This window comes from uncultured Selenomonas sp., from assembly GCF_963528755.1.
Classification (GTDB): Bacteria; Bacillota; Negativicutes; order Selenomonadales; family Selenomonadaceae; genus Selenomonas.
Map to the genome: position 1 here is coordinate 206,711 of NZ_CAURXA010000006.1, position 24,014 is coordinate 230,724.

At 53.8% G+C, this 24,014-nt stretch carries 19 protein-coding genes; 1 reads left to right on the plus strand and 18 read right to left on the minus strand.

The window, feature by feature from the left end; genetic code table 11:
- Positions 1-11: 11 nt before the first annotated feature.
- The 7 genes from csaB to RWS31_RS08930 form a co-directional block, all read right to left on the minus strand.
- Positions 12-1,130 carry a polysaccharide pyruvyl transferase CsaB gene (gene csaB / locus RWS31_RS08900; protein ID WP_314597641.1) on the minus strand — a complete coding sequence of 373 codons (1,119 nt, stop codon included), beginning with the start codon at positions 1,128-1,130 and terminating at the stop codon, positions 12-14.
- Positions 1,127-3,181: a DUF5693 family protein gene (locus tag RWS31_RS08905; protein ID WP_314597643.1), complete on the minus strand. Its 2,055-nt coding sequence runs from the start codon at positions 3,179-3,181 to the stop codon at positions 1,127-1,129. Before RWS31_RS08905 ends, csaB begins: the two co-directional genes overlap by 4 nt.
- Positions 3,182-3,186: 5 nt before the next feature.
- Positions 3,187-3,882 (minus strand): DUF2993 domain-containing protein, encoded by a 696-nt coding sequence (locus RWS31_RS08910; RefSeq protein WP_314597644.1) that lies wholly within the window; start codon positions 3,880-3,882, stop codon positions 3,187-3,189.
- Positions 3,883-3,898: 16 nt separating this feature from the next.
- Positions 3,899-5,006, minus strand: a protein-coding gene (prfB, locus tag RWS31_RS08915) for a peptide chain release factor 2 (RefSeq protein ID WP_314597646.1) whose coding sequence is annotated in 2 segments (ribosomal slippage) — positions 3,899-4,936 and positions 4,938-5,006 — 1,107 coding nt in all. Because the reading frame shifts where the segments join, the coding sequence is not laid out codon by codon here.
- An 86-nt stretch (positions 5,007-5,092) separates the two neighbouring features.
- Positions 5,093-7,621 (minus strand): preprotein translocase subunit SecA, encoded by a 2,529-nt coding sequence (secA, locus tag RWS31_RS08920; protein WP_314597648.1) that lies wholly within the window; start codon positions 7,619-7,621, stop codon positions 5,093-5,095.
- A 127-nt stretch (positions 7,622-7,748) separates the two neighbouring features.
- A complete protein-coding gene (locus tag RWS31_RS08925; protein WP_264918841.1) occupies positions 7,749-8,657 on the minus strand; it encodes a YitT family protein in 909 nt (302 codons plus the stop codon).
- The gene (locus RWS31_RS08930) at positions 8,657-9,313 is read right to left on the minus strand and encodes a hypothetical protein (RefSeq protein ID WP_314597650.1); all 657 of its coding nucleotides are present in this window, start codon (positions 9,311-9,313) and stop codon (positions 8,657-8,659) included. Before RWS31_RS08930 ends, RWS31_RS08925 begins: the two co-directional genes overlap by 1 nt.
- 333 nt (positions 9,314-9,646) lie before the next feature.
- On the opposite strand from RWS31_RS08930, the gene lexA reads away from it, so the two are divergent.
- Positions 9,647-10,261: a transcriptional repressor LexA gene (gene lexA / locus RWS31_RS08935; RefSeq protein WP_009645923.1), complete on the plus strand. Its 615-nt coding sequence runs from the start codon at positions 9,647-9,649 to the stop codon at positions 10,259-10,261.
- A 77-nt stretch (positions 10,262-10,338) separates the two neighbouring features.
- On the opposite strand, the gene RWS31_RS08940 is transcribed toward lexA, so the two are convergent.
- From RWS31_RS08940 to RWS31_RS08990, 11 genes are all read right to left on the minus strand, one after another.
- A complete protein-coding gene (locus tag RWS31_RS08940) occupies positions 10,339-11,586 on the minus strand; it encodes a methionine gamma-lyase family protein (protein ID WP_314597652.1) in 1,248 nt (415 codons plus the stop codon).
- 24 nt (positions 11,587-11,610) lie between these two features.
- Entirely contained in the window at positions 11,611-12,291 is a 681-nt protein-coding gene (locus tag RWS31_RS08945; RefSeq protein WP_314597654.1) for a hypothetical protein, read from the minus strand.
- Between the two features lie 72 nt (positions 12,292-12,363).
- Positions 12,364-12,939 (minus strand): orotate phosphoribosyltransferase, encoded by a 576-nt coding sequence (pyrE, locus tag RWS31_RS08950; protein ID WP_314597657.1) that lies wholly within the window; start codon positions 12,937-12,939, stop codon positions 12,364-12,366.
- On the minus strand, positions 12,936-13,655 hold the full coding sequence (gene pyrF, locus RWS31_RS08955; RefSeq protein WP_314597659.1) for an orotidine-5'-phosphate decarboxylase: 720 nt from the start codon (positions 13,653-13,655) through the stop codon (positions 12,936-12,938). Before pyrF ends, pyrE begins: the two co-directional genes overlap by 4 nt.
- Positions 13,656-13,714: 59 nt before the next feature.
- Complete coding sequence (gene carB, locus RWS31_RS08960) at positions 13,715-16,945, minus strand: carbamoyl-phosphate synthase large subunit (protein ID WP_314597661.1); 3,231 nt, start codon at positions 16,943-16,945, stop codon at positions 13,715-13,717.
- Positions 16,946-16,947: 2 nt separating this feature from the next.
- Positions 16,948-18,021 carry a glutamine-hydrolyzing carbamoyl-phosphate synthase small subunit gene (carA, locus tag RWS31_RS08965; protein ID WP_314597663.1) on the minus strand — a complete coding sequence of 358 codons (1,074 nt, stop codon included), beginning with the start codon at positions 18,019-18,021 and terminating at the stop codon, positions 16,948-16,950.
- Positions 18,018-19,328: a dihydroorotase gene (locus tag RWS31_RS08970; protein WP_314597664.1), complete on the minus strand. Its 1,311-nt coding sequence runs from the start codon at positions 19,326-19,328 to the stop codon at positions 18,018-18,020. The genes carA and RWS31_RS08970 overlap by 4 nt, the downstream gene beginning before the upstream one ends.
- Positions 19,312-20,271, minus strand: coding sequence for an aspartate carbamoyltransferase catalytic subunit (locus tag RWS31_RS08975; RefSeq protein ID WP_314597665.1), 960 nt, complete (start codon positions 20,269-20,271; stop codon positions 19,312-19,314). The genes RWS31_RS08970 and RWS31_RS08975 overlap by 17 nt, the downstream gene beginning before the upstream one ends.
- Before the next feature lie 211 nt (positions 20,272-20,482).
- Complete coding sequence (locus RWS31_RS08980; RefSeq protein ID WP_314597666.1) at positions 20,483-22,096, minus strand: MBL fold metallo-hydrolase; 1,614 nt, start codon at positions 22,094-22,096, stop codon at positions 20,483-20,485.
- A 26-nt stretch (positions 22,097-22,122) separates the two neighbouring features.
- Positions 22,123-22,695, minus strand: coding sequence for a UbiX family flavin prenyltransferase (locus tag RWS31_RS08985; RefSeq protein ID WP_314597669.1), 573 nt, complete (start codon positions 22,693-22,695; stop codon positions 22,123-22,125).
- Between the two features lie 75 nt (positions 22,696-22,770).
- Positions 22,771-23,994, minus strand: a complete 1,224-nt coding sequence (locus RWS31_RS08990; protein WP_314597672.1) for a VanW family protein — start codon at positions 23,992-23,994, stop codon at positions 22,771-22,773.
- Positions 23,995-24,014 lie beyond the last annotated feature (20 nt).

Here is a 24,014-nt window from a genome sequence, read left to right on the forward strand (position 1 = left end):
CTACACTTCGCTCAATTCTTCTTTTCCAGAGAAGGCGCACCTTTTCGCAGGATTCCCACGGCAAGCTCAGCATTTTGAAATGCGCGTCTCCTCAGCTCTTTCAAGAGAGCAACATTTTTCTCACAAAGCGTATCGCGCCTCTGCCACTTGCGCCGCACTTCCGCCATGAGTTCATCTGCCGTGATGGTCTCAAGTTTCGCGGCGGGTGTCTCACCAATGGAGTCAAGGAAACGATTGATCTTCGGATCGTACGATACGCCGACGAGCGGCACGCCCATGACGCCCGCAAAAATCAAGGCATGAAGGCGAATCGCGATGAGCAGATCCATATTGCCGACGAGTGAAAGAAGCTCCGCTGTCGAAAACTCGCCGTCGAGAACGATGGCTTCCTGCTTCATCATCGCAGCAATCGTCTCCGCCGTCTTGACATCCTCGGGATACTGCATGGGCAGAAAGACGAGATTCGCACCAAGCTCGACGGCGATGCGGTCGGCCGCCTCGGCGAAGGCTTCCTTGTAGCGCTGCCAGCCCTTCCACTCGCGCACGGATATGCCGACGAGCGGCTTGTCATCCGTCACGCCGTTCCACTGCAAGACCTGCCATCCCATATCCTTCGCAACGGGATTGATGGCGAGCACCGGATCGGCAGTTTCGACGATTTTAGGACGATGAATGCCCATGGCCTCAAGCTCTGCCAAAGAGCCGTGGTCGCGCACGGTGATGAGGCGCACGCCGTTGCCGATGAGCTGCATCATCGTGCGCGCCCAGAAGCCCTCGATCGGACCAATACCCTGCGCATAGAGCATGACGGGCCTTCGAGCGAGAAAGGCAAGGACAATGATCGCCATGTAGTAATAGAGACTGCGGCGACTCGTGACATTCTGCAGCAGACTGCCGCCGCCCGACACGAGGAGGTCGGAAGCGCGCAAAGCCTTCCATATATCGGAAAACGAGAGCCATGAAACAGCCTCAACACCGTGGCGGCGCTTCGTATCCGGAGGATTCGCTGAGATCACCGTGATATTCGTTTGCGGGTCCAGTTCGGATAGAACCTCGATCATCGCGGCGAGCATGGCTTCGTCACCGGCGTTTTTCGAGCCGTAATATCCGGATACTACGATGTTGCTCATTCCTTTGAGAAACGCTCCTTTGCCGAAGATAGTATCATTTGCGCGAGGTGCACGAGCACCATGAGAGCTGCGCCGATGCCGCAGCCGAGGACGATGCCGCCGATGCCGCGCACAAAGGACATGTAAACGGGCGTGCGCATGTGCGCAAACGTCTCGACCATCGATCCCTGACCAATCGTCGCTACGAGCACGAGCGCAAAGAGCAGCATTGTCGGCCACTTGCGGCACCACGCGAGGACGGCGAGCATGAAGGCCGGATGGCCGATCATCAGCTCCTTCGAGCGCGGCCGCGCATAGAACGCCTGCTCCAGGATTGCACGGAACTTCAGCTCAAGCCCCGAGACGGGCATGCCCGACGTATGACCGGAACGTGCGACGAATACGACGGCGGCAAGAGCCACGAGCACGAAAATGAGAAGGGATTTGAGTTTCACGGGCATATCGAGAATCTGACGAAGCTGCGTGAGAGCGCCCTGTCCCTCCGCCATTCTGCCATCAAAGACATCGTAACGCGTCAAAAATGCGATGGCGACGAGGACGATGGGCAGGACAAACGTCAGCTTGATGCCGCGGAAGATGTTAAACTCAAGGAAGTACTCGACATCAGCGAGCGCCCCCGACAGATATGCAGCTCCGACATAGGAGAGCGCCCCCGTCACAAAAAGGGCGACGGCAGCCGTTCCGATGATACGCCAGAGCGGTGCTTTCGCATCGGGCTCCATGCCGCGAATGCGGTCGAGCTGCCATATCACGGCGAGAGCCGGAAAGAGGTTCGCGCTCAAAAACGCCGCGAGAATCCGCATCTTCGCGCCGCTGCCCATGAGGATCGGCGCAGCAAAGACGAACGCCAACAGAGCAAAGAGCGCGTAGAGCGTCCTCGGCTGCAGACGGTGCGTGATCAGTGAGAGGTAGAGCACGACAGCAGCCGCTACGCCGAGCATCAGCACGGCACGCAGAGGACGCGGCGCATACCAGTTTTCAAACGTCCCTGCAGGACCAAGCGCGAAGCCATGCGATTCTACGGCTTCTGCCGTCGCCTTGATATAGTGCATATTCGTCTCGAAGAGCGTCATGCCGGGCGCAGGTTTCTCGTAGATGCGCAGGAGGTTGATGCGAATGTTGCGCTCCATATCCGTATTCGCCCAACGCTCGACCGCCGTCTCGATCTTGAGTTTCGGCTGCTCGTCCTTCGGGATGGTGTAAAGACGCGCGACATGGTCGTAGCCGACGCCCTTGGAGATCTCGGAAAGTCCATCCTGCTTATAGAACTGCAGCTGCGTCGTATCCTCGATGAGTCCGAGGACGAGATTGCGCTCCTTGAAGTGATCGATCGTCGCCTGCAGCGACTTCGGAGCACCGAGCATCTGCGAGCCAGAGAATACGACTTCCGAGATGCGGTAGTCTTCCAGACGGTGGAACACGGCATCGACATCGTCGGGCGTGCAACCCAGATAATTCGTCGGACGTGCGAGCACGAAGAAGCCGGCGTCATTGACCGCCTGCATCTCGTCCGTCGGCATACCGAGATCCATCTTGAGGAAGGTTTCGTAATTCGCCTTGACGACGAGGATTTCCACACCGTTGATTGTGACGGCGTTCACACGAGCAGCACCCAGGCGGCGCAGCAAGTCCTCCTTGACCTCCTTGTAGGTACGCGCATCATGCCCGACGACACAGACGTCAGATCCCTTGATCGTACCGTTCTCGATGAGGGTGCGCCACGCGGGATCGGTCAAGATCCCCGCATGGTAATTGGCTACAAGTTCACTTCCCGCGAGCGCCGTCGCCTTTCCATTTGCGTTGAGCTTCTTGAAGGTCGTCTCGTAGACGGCGAGCGACGTGATGCCCGCTTCCTTCGCCGCCTGCAACACTTCAGGGACAGGTTTCCCCTCCTGCTCGGCAAGCTGCACGAGATCTTCGTAGTCAATGGCGAGATCGACCTGCTTGTTGACCTCCTCAGCACGCCAGCGTGCGACGTCGATGAGGAGCGCCGCGATAAGACCGACGAAGATGAAGACGATGAGCACCTTGTTGTATTGAAATTGCTTCATGTATCCTACTCCTCATTCCCTCTGGCAGAGAGGCGCACGACGATAGCACCCTTCCTATGCTCGACGCTCTCGATTCGCGTCTTCAAGGGCAGTGCATCGAGCTTCGCGATCTGAATGTCGCCGAAAATGTCGCCGAGATTTGCCTTGCCGATCAAGGCGTTCCTGATGTCGAGCCGCGTCATGTGAAAGTACAGCGCCTGCGCGTCCTCGACGATCTTCCCTTCGAGCACGACATCCGCCATACGCCCGAAGATCTTCACGTCCGCTGTCGCGTGCACGCCATCTTCGTCAATCGTCACCTTGATGTTGTCAAGCTTGTCGATGCGCTTTGCCAAAAGATTGCGCAGAGCGTCCTCGGAAACGGTGCCCGTGAATTTCAAATCTTCGGCAGAAATGAGATGCACGCGGTGATCGAGGAAAAGCTCCCGCGACGAAAAATGCACGCCGCTTCCTGTCAGCTGCACGCGATCCATGCGCAAATCGCCGATGCGAAGCCCCTTCGCATCAAGCTTGAGAGTGTCGATCTGTCCCAAGAGGAACAGGATGCCGGGCGTGCTCTCAAGCGTCACCTCGGCGCTCTCTGCCCCGCGATCCCTGAGCATCGTCTCTGCTGTATGCCGCGCCCATGTGGGCAGCAAAGTTTCGCCAAAGACGAGAAGGATTGCCGCAGCGCCTGCAAAAAGCATCAAAAGTTTGCGCAAAACATCACCCTAAATCTCAAATTTCATGATTCGCCTTCGCTGCGAGGAAGGCCTCGATGAAGGCGTCGAGATCGCCGTCCATGACTGCCTGCACGTTGCCCGTCTCCATGCCTGTGCGCATGTCCTTGACCATCGTGTAGGGCTGAAATACGTAGGAACGGATCTGGCTGCCCCACTCGATCTTCTGCTGATCGCCTTCGAGCTTCTGGATCTCGGCTTCCTTCTTCTCCTGCTCCAATTCAAAGAGCTTGGCGCGCAGCATCTTCAGGCACTGTTCGCGGTTCTGCAGCTGCGAGCGCTCGTTCTGGCACTGCACGACAATGCCCGTCGGCATGTGCGTCATGCGCACGGCGGACGACGTCTTATTGATGTGCTGACCGCCCGCACCCGAAGCACGGTAGGTGTCGACGCGCACGTCCGCCATATTGATCGCGACCTCGACGGCATCGTCGATCTCGGGCATGATGTCGCAGGCAGAGAACGACGTATGACGACGCGCATTGGAATCGAAGGGCGAGATGCGCACGAGGCGATGTACGCCCTTTTCCGACTTCAAATACCCGTAGGCGTTGTGCCCGTTGATGAAGAGCGTCGCACTCTTGACGCCCGCCTCATCGCCGGGCAGCAGATCTGCCGTGACGACGGAAAAGCCGTGGCGCTCCGCCCACCTGCCGTACATGCGCAGAAGCATCTGCGTCCAATCCTGCGCCTCCGTACCGCCCGCGCCCGCGTGCAGCGTGAGAATCGCATTGTTCGCATCATAAGGGCCAGACAAGAGGACTTCGAGCTCCAGTTCGCGCACGGCAGTCTTAATGGTATCAAACTCCGCCTGCACCTCAGGCTCAAGGCTCGTATCATTTTCTTCCAGCGCCATTTCAAGAAGCGCCTGTGCATCGTCTGTCTTGGAGACGATCTCCTTGTACTTGTCGACGCTTCCCTTGATTGCGGCAAGTTCCTGATTGATCTTCTGCGCTTTTTCCGCATTGTCCCAGAAGGTCGGCTCACCCATCTTGTATTCGAGTTCGGCTATCTTCTCTTCCTTTCTGGCGACGTCAAAGTGAATCCCCCATTTCCTTGAGCTTCGCTTGCATCGCCAAAATCTCCGGCTTCCAATCTTCGAGCATCTTGTCACATCCTTACGTAGTAGCACTTTCTCTCGCGGGAAATCTATTCCTTATCGCTGCTCTCCCGCAAGCGGGAAAGTTCTGTCTCACTTGTTCCTGCCGCAGCAATTCTTGTACTTCTTGCCGCTGCCGCACGGGCATGGATCGTTGCGCCCGATGTCACTCTTGTTGCGCTGCGGCTTCTTCTTCGTCTCGGCGGCACTGGATTCCTCGCCGTGCGAGGCGCGCGCCGTCTGCAGGCGGTCTTGGAGCTGCTGCTGCTCCTGCGTCACGATGCTCACGCGGTACATGAGCTTTGCGATGTCCGTTTGAATCGCAGCTTCCATTGCCTCGAACATGTCGAGCGCCTCGATCTTGTACTCGACGAGCGGATTCCTCTGCCCGTAGGCGCGCAAATTGATGCCCTCACGCAACATGTCCATGCGATCGAGATGCTCCATCCAATGATTGTCGACGACGCGCAGCATGACGACCTTCTCAAGCTCGCGCATGTTCTCCTCGCCGAAGAGCTGCTCACGCGCCGCATAGGCATCGCGCGCCGTCGTCTTAAGCGTCTCTTCCAGCTCATCGCGGCTCATCGCCTCAAGCTCTTCCTTCTTGAGCTTGCCCTCGGGCGCGTAGATCTTCTCCGCGTCCTCGATGAGTCCGTCGAGCGTCCACTCCTCAGGATATAGCTTCGCGTTCGCGTACTGATCCATCTCGCTCTCGATGATCTTGTCGAGCATGAAGAAGATGTTTTCCTTGAGATCTTCGCCGCGCAGAATCTTGCGTCGCTCCGCATAGATGACCTCGCGCTGCTGGTTCATGACATCGTCGTATTCGAGGACGTGCTTGCGGATGTCGAAGTTCCTGGCTTCGACCTTCTTTTGTGCACGCTCGATCGAACGCGTGATGAGTTTGTGCTCAATCGGATCGTTCTCGTCCATGCCGAGCCGATCCATAATGGAGGCGATATTGTCCGACGCGAAGAGACGCAGAAGGTCATCTTCCAGCGACAAGTAGAACTTCGACCGGCCGGGGTCGCCCTGGCGACCCGCGCGACCGCGCAGCTGGTTGTCGATGCGCCGCGATTCGTGGCGCTCCGTGCCGAGAATGTAGAGGCCGCCGAGCTCCTGCACGCCATCGCCGAGCTGGATGTCCGTGCCGCGTCCCGCCATGTTCGTCGCGATCGTCACGGCACCCTTCTGTCCGGCGTCCTTGATGATCTCCGCTTCCTTCTCGTGGTATTTAGCATTCAGGACGTTGTGCTCGACGCCGTGCTTCTTCAAGATGGCGCTGAGCTCTTCCGACTGCGTAATGGACGTCGTGCCGATGAGGATCGGCTGTCCCGTCTTGTGAATCTCTTCGACCGCTTGTCCAACGGCACGGTATTTCGCACGCTTCGTCTTGTAGATGGCGTCCGGCTCGTCGACGCGCTGCACGGGACGGTTCGTCGGCACGACGACGACGGGCAGCTTGTAGATCTTGAGGAACTCGTCCTCTTCGGTCTTTGCCGTGCCCGTCATGCCGCCGAGCTTGTCGTACATGCGGAAGTAGTTCTGGAAGGTAATCGACGCGAGCGTCTGGCTCTCGCGCTGAATCTTCACACCTTCCTTCGCCTCGATCGCCTGATGCAGTCCGTCCGAATAGCGGCGGCCAACCATGAGACGACCCGTGAACTCATCGACGATGATGATCTCATCGTCGCGCACGACGTAGTCGCGGTCGCGCTTCATCAGAGCTTTGGCGCGCAGAGCTGCCGTGAAGCAGTGCGAAAGCTCCAGATTCTCAGGCGCGTAGAGGTTCTTGATGCCGACGATGCGCTCCACCTTCAAGACGGCTTCATCGGACGGTGCGACGGTCTTCTGCTTCTCGTCGAGCTTGTAGTCCTCGCCCTCCTTGAGCTGAGCGACGGCGCGTGCCATGACAGCGTACATGTCCGTCGACTTCTGCCCTGGACCTGAGATGATGAGCGGCGTTCTCGCCTCGTCGACGAGAATAGAGTCGACCTCATCGACGATGGCATAGTGGAGGTCGCGCTGCACCATCTGCTGCGGATGGATGACCATGTTGTCGCGCAGGTAGTCGAAGCCAAACTCGTTGTTCGTGCCGAAGGTGACGTCGGACGCATAGGCGAGCTTTCGCTCGGGGAAGTCCATGTCGTGCGCAATGAGGCCGACAGAGAGACCGAGGAAGCGATAGACACGCCCCATCCACTCGCTGTCGCGCCGTGCGAGATAGTCGTTGACCGTGACCATGTGCACGCCCTTGCCTTCGAGCGCATTGAGATAGACGGGCAGCGTCGCGACGAGCGTCTTGCCCTCGCCCGTACGCATCTCCGCAATCTTGCCCTCGTGCAGGCAGATGCCGCCGATCATCTGCACGTCGAAATGACGCATGCCAAGGACGCGCCTCGACGCCTCGCGCACGACGGCGAACGCCTCGGGAAGCATATCGTCAAGGCTCTCGCCGTTTGCGAGACGTTCCTTGAACTTTCCCGTATGGCCTGCAAGCGCATCGTCACTGAGGCTTTCGAGCGCCTTTTCGTGACCGTTGATGACGTCGACGATGCCGCGCATCCGCTTGATTTCCTTATCGTTGTTATCTCCCAGGAATCGCTTGATGAATCCGAGCAATCCGTATCACTCCTCGTTCCCGCAGCCGCCCTCGCGGCGCAGACTGATGATAGAGAGCGCCCTGCGGCGTCCCTCCGAAAGTATTGAACATCTATCCTAATGATTCTAGCAGACAATCGCCCATAAGTCAAAAAATCCTCTTGCTTCGTTCCTTGAGCATCGCCTTCAGATGCATTCCGGGCATCGTGAAGCCCCTGCCCATGACCTCGTTCGCCGAAAGAACGATCATGAAGGCGTTCTTGTCGATGAGATTCGCGATGAGCTTGACCTTGCTGATCTGCGTGAGCGAGCAGACGAGGAAGAGCACGTTGCGCTCCTTGCGCGTAAACGCGCCCTGCCCATGCAGAAACGTCACGCCGCGCCCAACCTCGCAGATGATCGCCTCCGAAATCGGCTGCACATGGTCGGAGATGATGAGCACGACCTTGCGGCTGTTGAAGCCCGCGACGACCCGATCCGTCACGGCAGAATTCATGAACATGCAGATGAGCGTGTAGAGCGCGGGCATGACGCCGAAGAGCGCGGCGGCCAAGAGCATGATGACGCAGTTGAAGGCAAAGATCACGCTGCCCATGTTCAAAGAGTAATACTTCTTCACGATGGCGGCGACGATGTCGAAGCCGCCCGAACTGCCGTTCATGCGGAAGATGATCCCATAGCCGATGCCGTTCAGCACGCCGCCGAAGATCGCCGCGAGCATCGTGTCGGGCACGGGCGCATAGGCATTCAGGAAGCGCGTTGCATCGACGCAGAAAGAAAAGAGGATCGTGCCAAAGGCGATGTCGAGCGTGTACTCGCGCCCGAGCGTCTTGTACGCCGCCGCGAGAAGCGGCAGATTGTAGAGAAACATCTGCACGCCGATGGGAAGCGAGAAGAGATAGTAGAAAATCATCGCAATGCCCGCGATGCCGCCCGACAAGAGGTGCGCGGGCACGACGAAGAGGTTGATCGACGAACTGCTGATGAGACAGCCGAGCAGGATGCCGAGATAGCGGAAAACACGCCCCTTCAATGTCAAACTCCTGAGATGGAGCATCAAGATGCCTCCCTTTCGCGGCCTTCCCAGCGAGGCGTCGGCGTCTCGTCTTTTGCCAGTGCACTCATGTCAATATCCCTGCCTTCCATGGAAAGCGCATGGAGATCCGTGTTCTCCCATTCGCTCCTCTCCTCATCCGTCAGAGCGTCCGCCTCTTCCTCCGTCAGCGGCAGGCTCGTCAAGCGCCACGAGCGCAGGCTACCGTTCGTCGCATCAACGCTGAGAATGAGCCGCTGGCGCTGATCTTGCGGATTCTCGTAGACATAGCAGACGCTGCCGTCAAGAAACGTGCGCTCCTTCTCGCCGAACGTCGCGCGAATCTTGTACGCAGTCGCACCGTAATGCACGCCTGCACGCGCCGTATAGTCCTTGCTCTTGACGAGTATATCCGCTACCTTGCCCGTATCGGCAGAAATACCGACTTCGTAGCCATCGGGGAATGTATAATAGCGCATGTGGATGTCCCAGACCATGCGCTCCTTGTCAAAATCTGGCTTGCCGAAAGCCGCGAGCATCTTCTCTTCCGAGTCGCCGAGCGCTATACCCTTGACGGTGAAGTCCTCAGGCATCAAAGCGCCCTGCGCCTCTGCCGCCATCGGCAAGACAAGAAAAAGTCCGAGAAAGAACACCACCCATAAACCATGATAGAACCGCATTTTTTCACCATCCTCATACTGAATATCGTATTGCATCAAGATTCGCGAAAGTACTCCCTTGGATTCTATAACACGAGCGCACAGTTGTCAAAAGAGGAAATACCTCAAACTGAGACTAATGTGATAAGGTTAGTTGTAAAATGAAATCGGACCCTTAAAAAGGGCGAACAGAAGCACCTGCAGTAGAACGTTTTCAATAAAACAACGCCGAAAGAAGTATCCTGAATGTTCCATGAACATTCTACCACATATTGTTTTATAGCATAAATATGACATGTCTGTTATAATGGAAGCAACGGATTGATTTTCTTTATTTACATCTAGGTGATTGAAATGAAACGACGTCATACTTCGGCAGAGTGGCAGCAAACGATTTTTTCTTATATCAAAGACTTCCTGGCGAAAAAAGGTTATCCGCCATCTGTGCGTGAAATCGGCGATGCTGTAGGATTGAAATCCAGTTCCACGGTTCATGGTTATCTCGCAAAAATGGAAGAATCGGGGTTAATAAAGCGAGATCCCGCAAAGCCCAGAGCCATCGACATCCTTGAGGATAAGCCATGGGAGCGAAATGTCTCCGTTCCCCTCGTCGGCGTTGTGACTGCTGGCATCCCGATTTTGGCAGAGGAAAACATAGAGGATGTATTCTCGTTTCCTCAGGGACTCATCGGCACGCACAGCAAGGTCTTTGTTTTGCGCGTGAAAGGACGCAGCATGATCAATGCGGGGATTCACGACGGCGATTTTGTCTTTGTCAAGCAGCAGGAAACAGCAGACAACAATGACATCGTCGTCGCCTTGGTTGATGATGGCAGCGCTACCGTCAAGCGATTTTTCAAGGAAAAGGACTGCATACGCCTCCAGCCGGAGAATGACGAAATGGAACCATTCTACGAAAAAAATGTCAGGATTCTCGGAAAAGTGATCGGTACATATCGCCGTTTCTAGGGAACCATTGACGATTCAACACGGCTGTATCATCTCCAAACGCCAGCTAGGGAAAATATTCCTAGCTGGCGTTTTCGTTATTCTGCAGAAAGCTGTCTGATTTCTTCGGCGGCTCCTAGAATGCCGAACATGACTTGCTCAAAGGTCAGACCGCCTTGCAGATAGACATTGTACGGCGATCTCAGAGGTCCATCGGCGCTGAATTCGATAGACGCACCTTGAACGAAGGTTCCTGCCGCCATGATGATTTGATCCGTATATCCCGGCATATCCCATGGCTCGGGTTTTACGAAGGAATCAACTGGCGAGTACTTTTGGACGCCGCTGCAGAACGCCACGAGTTTTTCTGCTGTGCCAAGTTCGATTGCTTGGATGATGTCTCCCCTCTCGTCGCTGATTCTCGGATATGTCGTATAACCAAGGTTTTCAAAAATACCTGCAGCAAATAACGCACCTTTGAGTGCCTGAGATACCACATGAGGAGCAAGAAACAGACCTTGGAAGAACAGACGGTTGTTGACGAGAGATGCCCCCAATTCTGCCCCCATGCCTGGAGCTGTCAGGCGATAGGAAGCAAGCTCTACGAGATCCTCGCGGCCAACGATATAACCGCCTGTGGGCGCAAGTCCTCCGCCCGGATTCTTGATCAGGGAGCCGGCCATGATGTCGGCGCCTGCTTGCGTCGGCTCAAGGGATTCCACGAACTCGCCGTAGCAGTTGTCAACGAAGCAGATGCAGTCGGGTTTTAGACGATGGACTTGATGGCAAATTTCTCGAATATCTTCGATGAGCAATGTAGGGCGTCTGCTGTAGCCGCGTGAGCGCTGGATCAGGACCATCTTAGTTCGTTCATCGAGCACATCGGCAATTCTTTCCACATCCACGCGCCCTTCGTTCAAGGGGAGTTCATCGTAAAGGATGCCGTACTCTTTCAAAGAGCCTGAACTGGACGCCGTATGGCCGATGACCGTCTGCATGGTATCGTAAGGCGTCCCTGTCAGTGATACAAGTTTATCGCCAGGACGCAAAATGCCGAAGAGAACGGTAGCCAGTGCATGCGTACCGGAAACAAACTGCGTGCGCACCAAAGCGCTTTCTGCGGCAAAGACCTTTGCATAAAGTTCTTCAAGTTTGCTCCTGCCAATATCATCATAGGCATATCCCGATGATGTATTGAAGTGTATATCGGACACCTTGCATTCGCGCATTGCAGTAAGAACTTTTAAGGTGTTTTCTTCGCTCATTTGCTCGATTCTTCGAAAAGAAGGCGCAAGTTCGTCCAAGACGCGTTCTTTCAATGTAAGAAGTTCTTCTGAAAATGACATGAAAGGGAATTCCTCCTATCCTTGTTATTCCGTTGCCTTTTCTCGAATATCTTTCAGGCGTGAAGCAAGATGATGTTCCAGCTTTGTGGCGAGTCCTGCAAGGTCGTGTGAATCAAAAAGGTAATTGATTTCAGGAATGCCATGCACCCTTCCCTCACCGAAAAATTCATCGCGAAAAATATTGTAATAAATGACGAAGTTGCTCGCAATGGAAAAGTCAGAATAATCCAAGATGATATACGAGCCATTTGTGATTTTCAACGGCTTTTCCGGCGCAATGAACAGCTCGAAGCCCTCCAATTCAGCGGGAAGACTCCTTCCGTATTCCCATTCCATAATTTTTTTCTTGCATACAATGCTGCTGATGGTCTTCGGGTCGAATGTAACCAGTTCCACAAGCAGCTTTCTCAAATGCTCATCAAGGCGTTTTTCAAAAGCAGCAATATTCGGAGCGATAAACTCGATGCGGCAAAAATTCGTCAGACCAATCTGCACGCTCAGCTTATATTCCTTCGTTTCTTCATGATAATATGCCGAAGCGGCACGATGCATAGCGTTGTTCTCATAGGAAAACAACGCATATATGTCCTCCTCGACATGCATATCCCTTCGATAAGAAAAACCTTCAAGCATTGGAGGAAGTCGTTTCAGATATGCCCAATCACAAACATCCGTTTCAACTTGTTGAATAGTTTCTTCTTTCAAAACAGTCTCCCAGATCAAAATACGTGAAGAAGACAGGAGGCGCCGCCGCGCTCCTGTCTTCTTCCGTCACAGTTATTTTCCAGTCCTGCCGCGCTTCGTCAAAGGCGTCCCCTCTTTGCAGAGCGGGCATTCCTCAGGCGCGTACGCTTCGACATCCATGTGCAGAAGCGCCGTACACGGCACTCCGTCGAATTGCACCTTGCCGTTGCTGCGATCCACAAGCATGGCTACAGCCACGGGAATCCCCTCAAATTCGCGCACCACATCGATGACTTCTTTGATGGAACCGCCCGTCGTGACGATGTCTTCTACAATCAAGACACGCTCCCCTTTTTTCAGCGAGAAACCACGGCGAAACGTCATTTTTCCATTCTCACGTTCCGTGAAAATAGCTCTCGTGCCAAGCGCTTTTCCCGTTTCGTGCGCCAGGAGAATACCACCCGTCACAGGACCTACAACCGTATCAATATCCTGATCCTTAAATTTTTCCGCCATCGCTCTGCACAGAAGTTCCGTATATTTCGGATGCTGCAGTACATTGAACTTCTCCACATAATGCGGACTGTGCAATCCCGAGGTTAGGAGAAAATGCCCGTGCATGATGGCGTTGGTCTTTGTCAGCAAGTCCTTGACTTCAGCTTCCGTCATGACTTCACGCTCCCCATTTCCTTCAGGATGTTTTCCGCAGCATGTTTGGGATTGAGCGCCGAACGAATCGGACGTCCGACAACGAGGTGCGTGGCGCCGCTGCTCAGGGCAATTGCCGGCGTCGTGATGCGGCTTTGATCGTTGATGGCTGTGCCTGCGGGACGCACTCCAGGCGTGACAATCAAAAAGTCCTCGCCGCATGCCTGTCGAATGGTTTCCGCTTCCATTGGCGATGAAACGACGCCATCAAGACCTGCTTCCTGCACGAGTTTTGCCATATGAACCGCTTGATCGTCGAGATCCATATCCGGCCACATCCTGCTCCAATCCTTCAAGCTGATGCTGCTCAAAATCGTCACGGCGACAAGCTTGGGCCTTTTGATGCCAAGCTTTTCTGCCTCATCCTTGACCGCTTCGAGCGCTTTCTCCATCATGACCATTCCGCCCGTAGCGTGGACGTTGATCATATCGACGCCCAGATGCGTCAAGACGCGCAGAGCATTGGCAACCGTATTGGGAATATCATGGAGCTTGAGATCGAGGAACACCTTCTTGCCCTTGTCCTTAAGGTATGCGATCACCTCGTCTCCCATGCTGTAAAAAAGCTCCATGCCAACCTTGTAGAATCCCACACTGTCGCCCAGAGTTTCGACAAGGTTATGAACCTCATCTATGGAATGAACATCCAAAGCTACAATCAATCGTTCATCTGTCATTTCCTATCCCTCCCACTTTCTCCCATTGTACTATAAAACTTTGCTGCCGACAAGACAACTCACGCGAGGTCGTCGCCGCCACCGACGTAATCCTGCAATGCCAAAGCATAGACAAGACGACGCTGCTGCATGAAGGAGAGCACGCGAAGCACTTCCCACGCCGTATCCAACGAGGTCAGGCAAACGATGCCGTGTTCCACCGTCGCGCGGCGAATCTTGAAGCCGTCGCGCGCAGAACCCTTGCCTTGCGTAAGCGTATTGACAACCATTTGAATCTGACCGGTCTTGATCATCTGGATGATGTCCGTACTGCGCTCATGCACTTTTCCCACCACATCTGAGTCTATTCCGATGGATTGTATGGCACGCGCCGTTCCTTCCGTCGCAGCAATCTGAAAGCCCAGCTCGCAGAAAGCCTTTGCCAGCTGCTTCAACTCCTCTTTGTCCTTATCTGCAACAGTGAAGAGGATGCGGCCATTCTTCGGCATGTTCATGCCTGCGCCCGTAATCGCCTTGTAGAGTGCTCGTGCGTAGTGATAGTCGATTCCCATGACCTCGCCTGTAGATTTCATCTCAGGTCCGAGGGAAATATCGACATCCTGCATTTTTGCAAAGGAAAATACGGGAGCTTTGACGGCAACATACGGCTTGGGAGGCACAAGACCGGAGAAGTAGCCCATCTTCTCCAAAGAGTGCCCCATGGCTGCACGCGTCGCTAAATTGACCATCTTCACATCCGTGACCTTGCTCAAAAAAGGAACGGTTCGGCTCGAACGCGGATTGACTTCGATGACATAGACCTCATCGTTGACCACGACGTATTGGATGTTGAGCAGCCCCTTGACATGGAGGTTCAATGCCAGTCTTTTCGTATAGTCGATGATGGTGTAAAGAACACGTGCGGGAAGCGTCTGCGGCGGATAGACGGCGATGCTGTCACCCGAATGGACGCCGGCGCGCTCGATATGCTCCATGATGCCCGGGATGACAACCGTCACGCCGTCGCATATACCGTCTACTTCGACTTCCGTGCCCTGCATATAGCGATCGACGAGAACGGGATGATCGGGCGTGACCTTGACCGCGCGGTTCAAGTAGTCGCGCAGCTCCTCTTCCTTGTAGACGATCTCCATCGCCCTGCCGCCAAGGACATAGGATGGACGAACCATGACGGGATAGCCGATGGCAGCAGCGCCTTCGACAGCAGATTCCACATCGGTGACGCTGATTCCCTTGGGGCAAGGAATGTTCGTCTGGCGCAGCACTTCTTCGAAGCGCTCTCGATCCTCCGCACGATCGATGTCGTCCACGGAAGTTCCAAAGATATGCACGCCTGCCTTTTGGAGCGATGCAGCGAGGTTGATGGCAGTCTGCCCGCCGAACTGCACGATGACGCCTTCCGGCTGCTCCTTGTCGACGATGTTCAAGACGTCTTCTGTCGTCAACGGTTCAAAGTACAGGCGATCGGAGATGTCAAAGTCCGTGCTGACCGTCTCCGGATTGTTGTTGATGATGATGGCTTCATAGCCCATCTCGCGCAGCGCCCATACAGAATGCACAGAGCAGTAGTCAAATTCGACGCCCTGTCCGATGCGGATGGGGCCCGAGCCGAGGACGATGATCTTCCTCTTCGTCGTTTCCGTCTGCACTTCATCTTCCTGCGCATTGAATGTCGAGTAATAATACGGTGTCATTGCTTCGAACTCTGCTGCACATGTATCGACCATCTTGTAGCAAGGCAGAAGTTTCATCGCCTTGCGCATCGTGCGGATTTCATTCATCGTCTTGCCTGAAAGTTCCGCAATGGACGCGTCGGAAAGTCCGATTTTTTTTGCTTCTATGAGATGTTTTGGGGTAATCTCCTCTTGCATGAGCCGTATCTCGACATCAGCGATGCGCTTGATCTTGCGCAGAAACCAACGGTCGATCTTCGTGACATCATAGATTTCGTCTACATCAGCTATGCCTCTGCGGAATGCTTCGGCGATTGCGAAAATGCGTTCATCATTGATTTTTGACAACGATTTTCTGAGCTTCTCGTCGCTCCAATCGTCCATCTCAGGCAGGTGCAGACGCTTTGCGCCAATTTCTAACGAGCGTGCCGCTTTCAGGATAGCGCCCTCAAAATTGCGGTCGATGGACATGACTTCGCCCGTCGCCTTCATCTGCGTACCGAGGGTGTGATCGGCGAAAATGAATTTGTCGAACGGCCAGCGCGGAAATTTCACTACACAATAGTCAATAGATGGCTCAAAGCACGCCTTCGTCTTCTGCGTCACGGCGTTCGTGATTTCATCTAGTGAATAGCCGATGGCAATTTTGGCGGAAACCTTCGCAATGGGGTATCCCGTCGCCTTCGACGCCAACGCCGAGGAACGGCTGACGCGCGGATTGACCTCGATGACATAGTAGCGATCACTGTTCGGGTCGAGTGCATACTGCGCGTTGCAGCCGCCTTCGATATTCAGCTCACGGATGATGCGGAGCGACGCACTGCGCAGCATTTGATAGTCATGATCGGAAAGTGTCTGCGTCGGCGCGACGACGATGCTGTCTCCCGTATGAACACCGACGGGATCGAAGTTCTCCATGTTGCAGACCGTGATGCAGTTGTTATTGCCATCACGCATGACTTCATACTCAATTTCTTTCCAACCGGCAACGCTTCGCTCGATGAGCACCTGGCCGATCATGCTGTACTTAAGTCCCTTTATGACCGTTTCGACAAGTTCTTCTTCGTTTTCGGCGATGCCGCCGCCCGTGCCGCCCATCGTGTAGGCGGGGCGCACGATCAGCGGATAGCCGATCTCGTTGGCAAACCCGACGGCAGATTCCACATCCTCGACGATCGTGCTCTCTGGAATCGGCTCTTTGAGTTTCTGCATCGTTTCCTTGAAAAGCTCGCGGTCTTCCGCCTTTTTAATCGCCTCAAGGCTTGTTCCCAAGAGTTCGACATGATATTTTTCCAGCACGCCTTTTTCGGAGAGTTTGACGGCAAGGTTCAGACCGGCTTGTCCGCCAAGGGTAGCAAGAAGTCCGTCGGGCAATTCTTTGGCGATGATTTCTTCCAAGAACTCCACTGTCAAAGGCTCGATATAAACGCGGTCGGCAATATGCGTATCCGTCATGATCGTTGCCGGGTTACTGTTGACGAGAACGACTTCAAGGCCTTCTTCTTTCAAGGAGCGGCATGCCTGTGAGCCGGCATAGTCAAACTCTGCCGCCTGTCCTATGATGATCGGACCGGACCCTATGACCATGACCTTTTTCAAATAATCTTTTTTTGGCATGGTTACTTTTCCTCCTTGAGAAGTGCGCGAAACTGCTCAAACAAATAGCGGTTGTCCGTCGGTCCTGGCGACGCCTCGGGATGATACTGCACCGTGAATACGGGAAGCTCTGTATGGCGCAGTCCCTCCACCGTCCCATCATTTACGGCGCGATGTGTGACCTCCAGCGGCAGTCCCTGCAGAGACGATTCATCGACGGCAAAGCCATGATTCTGCGATGAGATGTGCACGCGGTTCATCGCCAAGTTTTTGACGGGTTGATTCGAGCCGCGATGACCGAATTTCAATTTATATGTATCGGCTCCCATGGCGAGTGCAAAGAGCTGATGCCCGAGGCAAATGCCGAAGATGGGTTTCTTGCCGATGAGTTTTTTGACTTCTGCGATGATGTCCGGTACATCCTTGGGATCGCCGGGACCGTTGGACAGAAATACGCCATCTGGATTCATGGCAAGTATTTCTTCGGCCGACGTTTGTGCCGGCACAACGGTGAGATGGAAGCCAAATTCATGCAGGGAGCGCAGGATGTTCTGCTTTATGCCGAAATCCATGACGACGACCCTCGGCGCATCCGCATTGTCCGCGGCCATGACATACGTTTCTTTCGTCGTCACCGTTGCCACAACGTCCTTTTGAATTTCTCGGGAAAGCATCCTGTCGATTTCTTTTTGCGTTGTGTTTTCCGGCACGATGACGCCCTTCATCGCACCAGCAGAGCGAATGTGGCGCGTCACAGCGCGCGTATCGACGCCATGCAGGCAGGGCACACCCTGCTCGCGCAGGAAGTCCGCCAGCGCTCCTTCCGACTGCCAGTTGCTGCCAACATCACAAAGCTCCGCTATAATGAACCCGTTAACAAAGGATTTGCACGATTCCATGAAGCTTTTCGCCACGCCATAATTGCCGATCAGCGGATACGTCAAGGTCACGATCTGGCTGCAATACGACGGGTCGGTCAGAACCTCTTGATAGCCCGTCATGCCCGTATTGAATACGACTTCGCCAAATGCTTTCGCTTCATCCAGCAATTCACCGGAAAAGGCGCTGCCGTCCTCTAAAATCAAGTTCCCTTTCATCCGACATTCTCCTTTTTTGAGGCGAGGACATTTCCATCGCGCATCACAATGCGGCCATCGACCACCGTCATCACCGCTCTGCCTTTCAGACGGCGCCCGACATAAGGCGAGTGCGTGCCGCGCGTATAGAACTTATCAGCATCCACCACCCACTCTTTTTCGAGATCGATGACCGTGATGTCCGCCGGCATTCCCGCTTCCAAACTGCCTGCATTCAGGCGAAACAATGCAGCAGGCGCTGAAGTCATCTTGGCAATGAGCGTGGACAAATCCATTTTCCCCTTGTGGTAAAGCTCTGTCAGCAAAAGCCCCAACGTCGTTTCAAGACCTGGAAAACCACTCGGGGCATACATGTATTCCCGATCTTTTTCCTCCTCGGCATGCGGCGAGTGATCGGAAACGATGATGTCGATCGTACCGTCCTGAAGCGCCTCAAGCATGGCATCGACATCCTTCTGTCCACGCAGCGGCGGATTGACCTTGGTGGAAGAATCCAGCGGATTGACACAGGTATCTGTCAGGATGAGGTGATGCGGCGTAACTTCTGCTGTGACCTTGACGCCGCGCCGCTTCCCTTCGCGCACAAGCTCGGCAGAACGTGCCGAACTGATGTGCGCAACATGGACGGGCGAATCGACATATTCTGCAAGCAGGACATCGCGCGCCACAGCGATATCTTCCGCCACGGTCGGACGCCCCTTCATGCCGAGCATCGCGCTTCGATGTCCTTCGTTCATGACTCCTTCTTCGATGAGCGAGAGTTCTTCATCATGATCTATGATGATCTTATCAAACTTTTTTAGATAATCCATGCCATTCATCATGACCTTGGCAGACTTCACATAGTGTCCGTCATCGGAAAACGCCACAGCTCCAGCGAGGCTCATATCTCCTACTTCTGCAAGCTCTTCGCCCTTCTGCCTCTTTGTCAGCGCACCGATGATTTCGATGTGAACGAGGCCGACCTCTTTTGCTCGCGCCTGCAGACTGCGCACCAGAGCGGCGGTGTCTACGACAGGGCTTGTATTCGGCATGGTGGCGACCGTCGTGAAGCCACCTGCAGCAGCCGCCTTCGAGCCGGACAGGAAATCCTCTTTCGCTTCCTGCCCCGGCTCACGCAGATGCGTGTGCATATCAATGAGGCCAGGAACGAGAACCTTGCCGCTGACATCGACGATTTCGGCCTCTTCATCCACCACATTCTTATCCACCTTTTGAACAATGCCGTCCTCGACAAGAATATCCAGGGTTTCATCTAGGCCATTCTTCGGATCTACGACGCGACCGCCCTTAAAGATCTGCTTCATTCTGCTTCCCTCCCATCAATGCCAGAGCCAAGAGCGCCATGCGAACTGCCACACCGTTCTGCACCTGCTCCTGTATAGCAGAATGGCTGCTGTAAGCTACACGCGGTGATATTTCCAGTCCCTTGTTCATCGGACCTGGATGAAGTACAAGCACATCCTCTTTAGCAAGCTTTAGCCTTTCCTCATTCAAGCCGAAGATGCGTGCGTACTCACGCATGGAAGGGAAAAGACCTGCTTTCTGCCTTTCAAGCTGAATGCGCAGCACATTGATGACATCAGCATCGCGTATGGCATCTTCGATACACTCATGCACGAAGATTCCCTGTTCTTCTTTGAGAAAGCGCGGCAGCAGTGTCTTCGGTCCAGCTAGATGAACCTCCATCCCCATTCTGCGCATGCCCCATAGATCGGAGCGCGCCACGCGACTGTGCGAAATGTCGCCGATGATGGCGACCTTCAGCCCTTGCAAGGTATTCTTGTACTGCAAGATGGTGAACAAATCCAACAAGCCTTGTGACGGATGTGCATGCGCTCCATCGCCCGCATTGATGATCACGGGCGACACAACCTGTGTCGCATAGGCCGCCGCACCTTCAGCCTTGTGGCGCATGACGATGGCGTCAACTCCCATGGCTTCAACCGTCAGCAGTGTATCGCGCAAACTCTCCCCCTTGACGATGCTGCTCGTCCCCGCTGTGATATTGACGACATCAGCGCCGAGGTACTTGCCCGCTAACTCGAAAGAGGAGCGCGTCCTCGTGCTCGGTTCATAGAACAATGTGACGATTGATTTTCCTCGCAATGTGGGAAGTTTCTTGATATCTCTGTGGATCACATTCTTCATGCCCTTGGCAGAATCAAGAACAAGTTGGATTTCCTCCGATGAGAAATCTTCCAGTCCTAAAATGTTCTTACCACGTAATGAAACAGGATTCTTGCTCAAGCGAATCACTCCCTAAGTGCTTGTAAGACAAAAAGCTTTCTTATGCAAGGCATAAGAAAGCTTTTTTTGCATGGCAACGATGCGGTTCATGCCGCCGCACCCTTATGGCTTCCTTTATCAGCCTCACAGGACCAATTTCAAAGGACATCTCTATACACTTTATTCGTCTTGAATCTTATCACATGTCCTCTGCGCTGTCAACGAAAACCCATCAGAGATTGAACGTCGCAAAAAGCTTCTTCATATAGTTCCAGCCCTTCTGCACCGTGCGGACGACAACCTCCATCTGCTGCGGATTACGCACAACATACTGCAGCAGGCGACGTCTCTGCTGGCGATAAGTGGAATCAACCGTGCGCAGGAAGTCTTCCATTTCCTTTTCGACGGAAACTTCCGGCAGATGAGACTCATGAATCTCATGTTTACGTCCTGTCATGACGATGGAATCACCAAAGAACGGAATATATGTCTTGAGCTTGAAGCGTTTTTCGATTTGTTCAGCAAGCGATTCCGAGGCCGACGGCTCACCATGGACGACAAATACGCGCGCAGGATTCGGCTCCTGTATGGGCGCGAGCCAATCAAGGATCTGATTCATATCTGCATGAGCGGAGAACCCTTCCAGCATTTGAATATTGGCTTTGACTGCGATTTCCTCGCCCATGACCTTGACGCGTTTCACGCCGTCGATGAGGCGTCTGCCCAAACTGCCTTCCGCTTGGTAGCCGACAAAGAGAATCGTCGACTCCGGTCGCCAAAGGTTGTGTTTGAGATGATGGAGAATGCGCCCGGCATCTGCCATGCCGCTCGCCGAAATGATGACGGCGGAGCTCGCCTGCGAATTCAACGCCCGCGATTCTTCCGCAGTCTCGCAGATGCGCAGATGCGGCATTTGCGGCAAGCCGCCGCCGTGCTTCGCCAACAGCTCTACCGTCGTCTCATCAAACTCCTGCATGTTTTCCATGAACACGCGCGTAGCAGCAATCGCCATGGGGCTGTCCAAAATGATGGGAACATCCTCCATGCGCCCTTCCTTCCAAAGCTTATAAAAATAATAGAGCAAGGTTTGCGTGCGTCCGACAGCAAAAGCCGGGATGATGAGATTGCCGCCGCGCTCCATCGTGTCCTGCACGGCTTCTAGGAGGGCTGCTTCCTTATCGTAGAATTGATGCAGGCGATCACCGTATGTCGACTCAAGCAGCAGATAATCCGCCCCTTCGATGATCGTAGGGTCTTTGATGATGGGCTGATCGGGCTGACCTAAATCGCCGGAAAACACGAGCTTCGTCTTCTTCCCGTTCTCTTCCACGTACATTTCCGTGATGGCAGAGCCAATGATATGACCGGCATCACGAAAGCGCACTTCGATGTTGTTCTCCACGCGAAACAATTCGTTGTAAGACTTCGGCACAAAATGCTTCAGCGACGCTTCTGCATCTTCCATCGCATAGAGCGGCTGAATCAGCGTATCGCCGCTGCGCTGAATCTTGCGATTCAGAACCTCCGAATCGTGCTCCTGTATATGGGCGGAATCTGGCAGCATGATATGTGCCAACTCGCAGGTCGCTTTCGTCGCATATACAGCCCCCTTGAAACCCTCTTTATAGAGTTTCGGTACAAGACCGCAATGGTCGATATGTGCATGTGTCAAAATCACGCAGTCGAGTTCAGCAGGATTGAAGCAAAACTCCTTGTAATTCAACTCGCGTATGCGGCGACCGCCTTGAAACATGCCGCAGTCCACCAAAACTTTCCGCTCCTCGCTCTCCAGCAAATAGCAAGAGCCGGTAACTGTATGAGCAGCCCCTAGAAATGTCAATTTCACTTCACTTCACTCCTCTGCATCATCTCTCAAAGTCCTTGCCATGGACGATATGCCTTTGCCATAAGCCCAAACGGCGCAAGCAGTCTTGCTGCTGTTTGCTGCACCATTTCTTCTATGGTTTTGGGTTGATTGTAAAACACCATCATGGGCGGCACGATATGAACCGTCGGCAAAAGCGACAACTCATGCATATTGCGCAAATGAATCGGACTCAATGGCGACTCGCGAACCGCGAGGACAAGCGGCCTCTTTTCCTTAAGCATCACATCCGCAGCTCGCAGAAGGAGATTGTCGGCGTATCCGCCATGTATGCCAGCGAGCGTTTTCATTGAACAAGGCACGATGAGCATACCTGCCGTAGGGTAAGAACCGCTGGCAGGCCCTGCCCCGATTTCGTCAATTTCAAAAGTTTCATCTGCAAGTTTGGCAACATCGGACACTTTCATTTTCGTTTCATGCTGAAGCGTAAGCTCTGCCTCACGAGTCATCAGTAAGACGGAAGAAAAGCCCTCCTCCTTGCGAATGAATTTTAGGCATTCGATCAAGAGCGGCAAGCCGCTCGCCCCAGTGGCTCCGACAATGATTTTTTTCTTTTCCATAGGCATATTTCCTCATCGCAATAATGACAGAAGTATTCTGCGATCTCACTGTCATCGGTATTCCCTTGCAGCAATCTACGAATAAGAATCCGTATGTAGATATTCCCTCTCGACGACCTGCCCGTTGGCGCTGTAAATGCGATATACCGAAGGTCGTCTGCTTGAGCCGACCGTTTCAATAGAGATGTGTTTCCCTTGAAGATCTGCCTGCGTACCAAGCACTTGCACCGTAATTTTCCTGCCATCTGCACTTGCTAAAATATAAACATTATGTGGCAGAGGATTCATGAATTGAAAATCAATCAAGTCATCCGCCACCGTCGCGTCAAGTCCCGGAGGACAATACGAAGACGGAATGAAATGCGAAAACCTCTCTGTCGGATTGAGACCTGCCAAGAGAATCGCATTGTAAAGTGTAGAACTGACCTGGCAGACGCCACCGCCAACACCTGGAACAGACTTTCCGTTTACCAGAACCGCAGCATTTTTATAGCCAGCATTTACAGTACGCGTTCCCACGATGTTGTTAAAAGAGAAGTTTGCTCCGCTGCGAATCAAGACGCCATTAAGCTGCTGCGTCGCTATAGCAATATTGTCTCCACGCGCACCGTGACGATAATACGTCGTATAAGTTCCAAGTACAGCATTGACGTTGGCGACATCCTCCGTACGGACAAACGGAGGATTTTCTTCCAAAGGCAACTCAATGTTTGCCGCCTGCATTTCTTTCAACGGCTTATCCAATGTCCTCAATGAGGCGGCTATGTCGAGTTTCTGACCCGATTTTCCTGGAATATGATGAATCGATCCGTTGCCACTGATTTCACATGCCGCATTGACTGGTTGAACGAGGAGTTTTTCTGCTATCCTTTCCAATTTCGCCTGCAGGAGTGATTCGTCATAACTTGCCGTAAAAGGGATATTGCATCCGTAAATAGCATTCTTGATCTGCGTCAACACCTGTAATACAAACGTCCCCTCACGCCCGGAATTATAGGCCGCCTCTGCAGCAGCAGCAGCAGCAGGCTGCAAGTTCACTTCCTGCGGTTGTATTTTCCACACAGCGCCGTTGCTTCTTAAAGAAACAGTCTGACTGGCAAGTTTCTTCTTCCCCAACTGCGTAAAATACTGCTCCGCCTCCTTCTGCGTCAAGCCAAACAAGGAGCGCCCCTCACTCTGCACTCCGTAGAGGATGCGTCCGCGGCAGGAAGTATGATACGCGAAAATGCCACTCGCCAGCAACGCGAATATAACAAGCAGGGATACTGCAAGGATGAAATTCAATCGGGAAAATTTCATCGTTCGTTTTCGCCCCTTCA

Bases quoted from the DNA above. Each gene is read 5' to 3' on its own strand.
- csaB (WP_314597641.1), bottom strand. From the start codon at position 1,130: ATGAGCAACATCGTAGTATCCGGATATTACGGCTCGAAAAACGCCGGT.
- RWS31_RS08905 (WP_314597643.1), bottom strand. From the start codon at position 3,181: ATGAAGCAATTTCAATACAACAAGGTGCTCATCGTCTTCATCTTCGTC.
- RWS31_RS08925 (WP_264918841.1), bottom strand. From the start codon at position 8,657: ATGCTCCATCTCAGGAGTTTGACATTGAAGGGGCGTGTTTTCCGCTAT.
- RWS31_RS08930 (WP_314597650.1), bottom strand. From the start codon at position 9,313: ATGCGGTTCTATCATGGTTTATGGGTGGTGTTCTTTCTCGGACTTTTT.
- lexA (WP_009645923.1), top strand. From the start codon at position 9,647: ATGAAACGACGTCATACTTCGGCAGAGTGGCAGCAAACGATTTTTTCT.
- RWS31_RS08940 (WP_314597652.1), bottom strand. From the start codon at position 11,586: ATGTCATTTTCAGAAGAACTTCTTACATTGAAAGAACGCGTCTTGGAC.
- pyrE (WP_314597657.1), bottom strand. From the start codon at position 12,939: ATGACGGAAGCTGAAGTCAAGGACTTGCTGACAAAGACCAACGCCATC.
- pyrF (WP_314597659.1), bottom strand. From the start codon at position 13,655: ATGACAGATGAACGATTGATTGTAGCTTTGGATGTTCATTCCATAGAT.
- carB (WP_314597661.1), bottom strand. From the start codon at position 16,945: ATGCCAAAAAAAGATTATTTGAAAAAGGTCATGGTCATAGGGTCCGGT.
- carA (WP_314597663.1), bottom strand. From the start codon at position 18,021: ATGAAAGGGAACTTGATTTTAGAGGACGGCAGCGCCTTTTCCGGTGAA.
- RWS31_RS08970 (WP_314597664.1), bottom strand. From the start codon at position 19,328: ATGAAGCAGATCTTTAAGGGCGGTCGCGTCGTAGATCCGAAGAATGGC.
- RWS31_RS08985 (WP_314597669.1), bottom strand. From the start codon at position 22,695: ATGGAAAAGAAAAAAATCATTGTCGGAGCCACTGGGGCGAGCGGCTTG.
- RWS31_RS08990 (WP_314597672.1), bottom strand. From the start codon at position 23,994: ATGAAATTTTCCCGATTGAATTTCATCCTTGCAGTATCCCTGCTTGTT.